Origin of the sequence: Citrobacter sp. Awk 2 (genome assembly GCF_028069815.1) — a bacterium.
Classification (GTDB): domain Bacteria; phylum Pseudomonadota; class Gammaproteobacteria; order Enterobacterales; family Enterobacteriaceae; genus Citrobacter.
In genome coordinates, this window is the sequence record NZ_JANEWL010000145.1 from 1 (window position 1) to 7,559 (window position 7,559).

At 46.0% G+C, this 7,559-nt stretch carries 7 protein-coding genes and 1 pseudogene; 5 read left to right on the forward strand and 3 right to left on the reverse strand.

What is annotated here, in order from left to right:
- From NNO02_RS21920 to NNO02_RS21940, 5 genes and pseudogenes are all read left to right on the forward strand, one after another.
- Positions 1-944 (forward strand): ATP-binding protein (locus tag NNO02_RS21920; RefSeq protein ID WP_271455735.1); only part of this gene is annotated, 944 nt, incomplete at its 5' end.
- 719 nt (positions 945-1,663) lie between these two features.
- A complete protein-coding gene (locus NNO02_RS21925) occupies positions 1,664-2,539 on the forward strand; it encodes an integrase domain-containing protein (protein ID WP_271455736.1) in 876 nt (291 codons plus the stop codon).
- The gene (locus NNO02_RS21930; protein ID WP_048973103.1) at positions 2,536-3,519 is read left to right on the forward strand and encodes a primase-helicase zinc-binding domain-containing protein; all 984 of its coding nucleotides are present in this window, start codon (positions 2,536-2,538) and stop codon (positions 3,517-3,519) included. Before NNO02_RS21925 ends, NNO02_RS21930 begins: the two co-directional genes overlap by 4 nt.
- A gap of 3 nt (positions 3,520-3,522) precedes the next feature.
- Positions 3,523-4,401 (forward strand): annotated as a pseudogene (locus NNO02_RS21935) (helicase RepA family protein); the annotation flags it as partial.
- Between the two features lie 45 nt (positions 4,402-4,446).
- Positions 4,447-5,558 (forward strand): IS3 family transposase gene (locus NNO02_RS21940; protein WP_271455738.1). Its coding sequence is split into 2 segments (ribosomal slippage): positions 4,447-4,708 and positions 4,708-5,558, totalling 1,113 coding nucleotides; the frame shifts between segments, so codons are not numbered across the junction.
- 234 nt (positions 5,559-5,792) lie between these two features.
- Here the strand turns inward: NNO02_RS21940 and NNO02_RS21945 are convergent.
- From NNO02_RS21945 to NNO02_RS21955, 3 genes are read right to left on the reverse strand one after another with little or no spacing between them, the layout of a single operon-like run.
- A complete protein-coding gene (locus tag NNO02_RS21945) occupies positions 5,793-6,401 on the reverse strand; it encodes a hypothetical protein (RefSeq protein ID WP_271455739.1) in 609 nt (202 codons plus the stop codon).
- 1 nt (position 6,402) lies between these two features.
- Positions 6,403-7,341 (reverse strand): hypothetical protein, encoded by a 939-nt coding sequence (locus NNO02_RS21950; RefSeq protein ID WP_271455740.1) that lies wholly within the window; start codon positions 7,339-7,341, stop codon positions 6,403-6,405.
- Positions 7,338-7,547 carry a hypothetical protein gene (locus NNO02_RS21955; RefSeq protein ID WP_271455741.1) on the reverse strand — a complete coding sequence of 70 codons (210 nt, stop codon included), beginning with the start codon at positions 7,545-7,547 and terminating at the stop codon, positions 7,338-7,340. Before NNO02_RS21955 ends, NNO02_RS21950 begins: the two co-directional genes overlap by 4 nt.
- Positions 7,548-7,559: the final 12 nt, after the last annotated feature.

Sequence of the window (7,559 nt, forward strand, 5' to 3'; positions counted from 1 at the left end):
CTATAAGAGAGGTTTATAACTTCATTGAAAACATGAATAGAGAAGTAATTGGTAGGCTAAAAAATGAGGATATGCCAAAGCTAGAGGACGGTACATTAGTAACTGACAGGAAAGATTATTATTTTGATAAAATTCATTCTTTTGTACCAACGTCTCAAGCCGTTGATAAAAAGGCTACAACAGGTCCATTTTATGGTGAATTCAATCGATTCTCTTCGCGCTTAGAGGCAAAGTTAAACGATAAAAGGATGAGATTCTTATTAGAGGCAAAAAAAAGTGATGGCCGCCCTTATGAGACTGTAGATTTTGATAGTCTGATGAGACAATTCCTTGGATACATTAACAAATCTAACATTACAATTATTGATCTAGGTGGAATTCCTTTTGAAGTTTTAAGCGTAGTGGTAAGTTTAGTTTCTCGTTTAATATTTGATTTCTGTTTCCATTATTCTAAGTTGCGTCACTCAAAAGGATTACTCAATGATGCACCTGTATTATTGGTTTGTGAAGAAGCACATAATTATATCCCAAGAGATAATAACGCCTCATACAGAGCTTCGCGAAAATCAATTGAGAGGATTGCAAAAGAAGGACGTAAATACGGGCTCAGCCTAATGGTTGTCAGCCAAAGACCATCTGAAGTTTCTGAGACTATTTTTGCACAATGCAACAATTTTATTTCGCTTAGACTTACAAACGATGCTGACCAGAACTACGTAAAACGATTATTTCCTGATAATATTTCATCCATTACCGAGATACTGCCTAATTTATCTTCAGGAGAGTGTATTGTTGTCGGTGACGCAATTCTCACACCAGCTATTGTTAAACTAGATCTCCCCAGTCCAGAACCTCACTCTCGTAGCGTCTGTGTACACAAAGAGTGGCAGGAACCGTGGAAAGATCTTGTTTTTTCTGATGTAATAGCTCGCTGGAGAAAGTAATAAGCATTTAACTAACAAATATTAATGTTCCCGCAATTATTGGTGGGAACATGACTTTCATTTTAAAATTCTTTTAATTCCCACAAACAGTTTCCCACAGCTTTTCCCCTCCCCCCGCTCTACCCTATCCCCAACTCATAGCAGTACCCCTAAAAGCTTCCTGTTCTAAGACGAACTGCGACCTGTAAGAAGCGCCTTTGGCGGTCAGCCCCCCGGTCAACTAGGGAACGAAGCGTGGTCTGAAACTGACCTCCTGTCTCGATACAGGTGACCACACCCTATATCGCTACCCTGTTGCAAGCGTAGCGACAGAACGCTGTAGAGAAGTCGGACGGCATTGCCGAAGGCTTTGCGTCCGTACTTCCTGCTGAATGTGCAAAACGCGGCGTCACTTTTAAGAGCGTAAGCGAGTGAAAGTGACGCCAGCGCGCAGATCAGCTTCAACCCAGCTACTGCCTGCAAATCCACTGCAACAAACAGGCTGACACTCAAACAGATGTCAGTAATTCACTTACCAGGAGGAGAAACCAGCACTACCGAACCGATACCGGAGGACAGGTCATTTTACCTGTGGGGATATACCTGCCTGAGCAGGCGGCTGCATTCGTGCATCACCGTACCCCGTCATACCTCATCCGCGCATTCTCCGGCGCACCGGTATCGTTCAGCACAGCACGCTGTGCCCAACCGCGCGTCGGAGAATTGAGTGGAGAATAGCTATGTCGAAACTTACAAAACGCATGGAAAAACTCGCCCTGCTGGCTGGCGGCAGTTTTAAAACAGTCCATGATCGCCTCCGCATCGCCGGGCGTTTAAGCCAGCATCTGCACAAGCTGAATATCCAGATTCAGGATCTCCAGCATCTGAAATCGTCACATATCGAAAGCTACGTGATGGCGCGACGGGAAGCAGGCATTACACCACGCACGCTACAAAACGAGATGGCTGCCCTGCGCACCATCCTTGCTCAGTCTGGACGTCAAAAATTTGCCCAATCGGAGCGCATCAGCAATAAAGCGCTCGGGCTGGGTAACGCCAGCCGGGCAGGAACGCATCTGCCATTAACCTCAGAACGCTGGTTGTCGGCGCTGTCTGCTTTTCATGAAAAGGATGAAGGGCTGGCTCTGACGCTGGAGCTTGCCAGAGCAATGGGTTTGCGTTCACAGGAAGCGGTGCAGTGTTGTCAGTCTCTGAAGACATGGGCCGCTGCGTTAGAGCGTGGAGAAAATCGATTGCAGGTGGTTTTTGGCACCAAAGGATCACGTTCCCGTCAGACGGTGGTGCTCGAACCTGAAAGGCTACGCAGCATCCTGAACCAGGCTATCCCCCTGATGACACAACTCGGGGGACGTTTGCTCAATAAACCCGATCTGCGCGCCGCAATGAATTACTGGCGTGCCAGCGCAGTTCGCGCAGGGCTGACTGCCCCCTATGCACCACACAGTCTGCGCTATTCATGGGCGCAGGAGGCGATGGCGCACTACCAGGGACTGGGGTTGAGTATAAAGGAAGCCAGGGCGATGGTTGCGATGGATCTTGGTCATGGTGATGGTCGAGGGCGCTACATCCAGCAGGTGTATGGGAGGCAATCATGAGCTATTACGTTTCTGCCGTCTCCGATCGGGCACGCAATAACTGGCCGAAAATATTTGAACAACTTGGCATTTTCATTCCACCAAATCATCGGCATGGCCCGTGTCCCTGTTGTGGGGGTAAGGATCGTTTCAGGATGGATGATCTGGAGGGGCGCGGCACATGGTTCTGCAATCAGTGCGGCGCAGGTGACGGACTGGATCTGGTTTCCCGCTTCTTCGGTTGCGCACTGGTTGCGGCCGCCGGAATGGTGCAGGACATGGATCCTGTACCGCTGGTTCCGCCTGCCAGGGAAAAATCACAGGCTTTGAATATGGAATCGCGTATTAAGACATTGCTTCGCCATTGTGAATCCGGAGAAGCGCCGTATCTGACAACGCGAGGCTGGCGACGAGCCCAGTGGCTTCTGACTGAACGTAGTAGCCGGACAATCTGCGGCGTGCATTTCGGGGCGGGTACGCTGGTATTGCCAATTCGAAATACAGGCGCGCAGCTGACAGGTGCGCAGTTCATTCATCCTGGAGGGAAAAAGTACCTGCTGCCCGGTAGCCATCTGAAGGATTGTTTTTGCCCGGTACATCAGGCGAGCCGCAACGGTAGACCGGAACCCTGGGCACCGGACAGCAAACCACCGGAAGGCATCATTATTACCGAAGGATATGCAACCGCGCTTGCGGTCTCATGCCTTCATCATTTTCCAGTCGTTGCTGCCCTGTCGGCACACAACCTGAAAAATGTGGCCATCGCTTTCCGGGCGCAGTGGCCTGAATGCCACCTTATCCTGGCTGGCGATAATGATTGCAGTCAGGAGAAAAATACCGGGTTGCTGAATGCAACCGCCGCTGCCGAGGTAGTGAAGGGCTGTGTGGTTCTCCCTGCAGACACCACATTGAGCGACTGGGATGAATTTTACCGTCACTACGGTGAATCCATTTCCCGGATTGTGTTCAACCAGCAACTTCCTGCAAATCTCAGGTCGTAAGCCATGACAGCATCAGACAGTACTCTCACCACCTCCCTTCCGCTGCGCCGGGGCTCGGAAGGGTTTAACACCAGTCAGGATTATCTGGTTAAAGGACTTATTCCCGCCGGGGCACTGTGCAGTATTTACGGCCCCGGCGGCTCTTTTAAATCCTTTCTGGCAGTATCGCTGGCGTGCCATATTGCCAGCGGTACGTCATGGGGCGGAAGGCGAGTCAATCAAGGGGCTGTGCTGTTTATCGCCGGAGAAGGAGGAACCGGTGTATCGCGGCGGATCCGCGCCTGGGAACTCAGCGTTAATGACGAGATGGCGCTCGATAACCTGTTTCGCGTCGACTGCCCGATCTTTCCAGCCGCTCCGGGAAGCATCGAGCAGGTGATCCTGGCGGCAAAGGACATTCAGAACATGACCGGAATGCCGGTACGGCTGATTATCCTCGATACGCTGGCCCGCTGTTTTGGTAACTCAGATGAAAACACCGCGCGGGATATGGGCGCATTTATCCAGGGTTGCGACGCCATTCGGTATCATACGCGCGCAGCGATGATGATCGTTCATCACTCGGGTAAGGATCAGGAACGGGGCGCACGCGGTTCAAGTGCTTTTCAGGCCGCGCTGGATGCCGAGTTTAACGTCAGGCGCGAGGGACGTCGCAACGCTATCACCCTGAGTTGTACAAAGATGAAAGATGCGGAGATGCCGGAGGTCACCGCCTACGATCTTGAGGAAGTTGTTATCTATACCGATAGCGATGGCGAACCGGTGACCTCACTGGTGCTGAATGACGAGCCCCGGCAACCTGACGATGACTTACTGAGTAGTGGCATACCACCCGGCGTCCCTCATATTGTAAGTATCCCGCATAATCGTGCCATTCACATTTAGAGATCCTCCGGCATAATCAATCTGCCAACAAAGGAGATCGCTATGCGTAAAGCCCGTTTTACTGAGCATCAGATCATTGCCGTAATTAAATCGGTTGAAGCCGGACGAACTGTTAAAGATGTCTGCCGGGAGGCCGGTATATCTGAAGCCACCTACTACAACTGGAAGTCCAGATACGGCGGCATGGAGGCTTCTGATATTAAAAAGATCAAAGATCTTGAGGACGAGAATCGGCGTCTCAAACAGATGTTTGCCGACCTGAGCTTTGAGAACCGGGCGCTGAAAGACGTTATCGAAAAAAAGCTTTAAAACCAGCCTTTAAGCGTGAGCTGGTCACTCATCTGATAACGACATTTGGACTCAGTATCCGTCAGGCCTGCCGGAGTCTGAACCTGAGCAGAACGGTTTACCATTACCGTCCGGATACCACGCGTGACGAACCCGTTATTGTCGCGTTGCAGGCAGTGGCAGAGCGATACCCACGGTACGGTTTTCCAAAACTTTTCCAGGTTCTGCGGCGGCAGGGATACCCGTGGAATCACAAAAGGATCCATCGTATTTATTGTCTGCTGAAGCTGAATTTTCGCCGTAAAGGCAAACAACGGTTGCCGGTGCGTAATCCCTCGCCGCTGGCCACACCAGAAGCGCTGAACCAGAGCTGGTCTGTCGATTTTATGCATGATGCTCTGGTCTGTGGTCGTCGTTTTCGCACGTTCAATGTCGTTGATGACTTTAACCGTGAGGCATTGTCGATTGAAATCGATCTGAATCTGCCAGCTTTGCGCGTGGTCCGTGTACTCGACAGGATCGCGGCAAATCGCGGCTATCCGGTCATGCTACGCATGGATAATGGTCCGGAATTTATCTCACTTGCACTGGCTGAATGGGCAGAGCAACATGCAGTAAAACTGGAATTTATTCAGCCGGGTAAGCCGACGCAGAACGCTTTTATTGAGCGCTTTAACCGAACATACCGTACAGAAATACTCGATTTTTATCTGTTCAGAACGCTGAATGAAGTGCGGGAAATCACGGAAAGATGGGTGTCAGAATATAACTGTGAACGCCCGCATGAATCACTGAACAATATGACGCCTGAGGAATATCGGCAACACAATCATTTGGCCGGGATCTCAAAAAATGCCTGGAACTAAAACGGGTCTATTTACAATATCACCCGCAACCATACGGCGCTATGGCGCTGTATTAACCAACGCATCAGCCAGAATAAGCCTTGTACCCGCGCGCTCTTGCGCGACGATCTACGCGCAAAGGGAATTAACGTCGAGAAGAAGTTTTCGCGCTGGCTGGAGAAACTAATTCGCGAAGGATTGATATTTGTAAATGGTGAGGAAATTAAACTCAATCACTAGAATTTTAATAACTATTCATAGACAGTAAGATGTCAACGGTTCAAATCGTAAGTGGCTCATAAAAAAACTGGTAGCCAATATAAATAAACACAAAATAAGAGCAAAGAGGATTAGTAAAAACCCATTTCGCAAACTCATATAAGAAAGCTCATTCCTTATATGCCGTATTATATTAACCTTTTCCTGACCAATAATAGCCTTAATTAAAGATTCTCTATTTTTGTTGATCTCAAAATACGTTCCATACCCAAATTTTGGTAGAGTTTTTAATGAACCCAATGAGATAAGACCTCCACACAGCATATAAAAAGAAGAAAGAAAAAACACAAACGATATATATGGACTTAAGTGACTTTCAGGAAGAAATTTAACAACCCCACTGGCACCGGCACTTATAATACTTAATGATATACTTAATGCTAATGTAAATTTAAAAGTCTTATCATCTATCTCCTTGGCTCTATTATGCTCGCTCTCAAGTCTCTCGACTATTTTTTCATCCGATAATCCTGAGTAAAACTCAAAGTTTGAAAAGGTGATATCATACACACTAACTGTTTTTTTGTTGGCAATATAGTAAAAATAAAGAAATGGGAAAACTTCCTCAATAATTCTAGAAAACATTTTAATTAGCCTCAGATAATTTCTTTGCAATATCGTAATCAATTTCTCTTTTATCATTAGAAAGCCATCCCCACTCGCCAGTTGGATTTATTTCAATAAATATATATTCGTCTTTTGTTTTGATAAAATCAATAGCACCATAATTCAACCCAAGTAACTTAACATACTCTATGCAAAGTTTTTTAATTCTAACAGGAAGTTCAATGTCGATATATTCAAGATCTTCTTTTTTTAAGGTTCTCCAATCATCAGAGATAGCATTACCATTAGATTTTATTGCAACGGCATATACTTTGGAGCCAACAATAGTAACTCTAATATCTAACTTATCCTCAATATATTCTTGAAACGTTATCGGTGCTTGTTTGGTTTTGTCTAAAGTAAAGTCCGCAGGATTAGCTTTCGATGTGTATGTAAAATAGCAATCATCATTTTCTTTAAGTAAAACGGTATCCATCGACTTTATAATAAACTTCTTTGAAGGGAGTTTCTCAAAACCAAGAGAATTACTAATAATCGTTTGAGGTACAGAAAACCCTATCTTTTTTGCAATCATTAGCTGATATGGCTTAGATTCAGCAGCATATGTTGCTTGCGGCCAATTCATCCAATACGCCTTATCAAAAACCATTAATCCCCTAAGAAAAGCATTCCATTGTGATAATGAAAGCTGCTCATTTATATCAATGCTACGCCCTGGAGTATTTCTTAGAAAAACTGGTTGTCGAAACCAAACTGATTTTACATTAGATGTTTCTACATCAACATATTCACCTTTCACCCTTAGGATTGTATTTATGGGATCTAAAAAAATCTCATAATCACTTAATTGCTCTTTGTTTAGCCTAATAAAATTATCGCCATTATTTTCCAGTCGCTGAACAACCAAATCCGTGGAAAAATCATACATACTTGATAGAATCAACACATAATTTTTCATTCTCCTTTTTGATCCTCTCCAGTTTCAACATCACACTTCTTGGTAGCCCTAGTTCCATATTCTGAATTATATGACACTAAAGGTTCTCCATTTCTAATCCAATAACCCTTTGCTTTATTATAAACTGCACCTTCTGGCAGTTCAGGTTTATTAGAAAAAGGCCTTTTCGTAGAAAACTGTATTAGTACATGCTCTTGTTTCATCATAATCCTTTATAT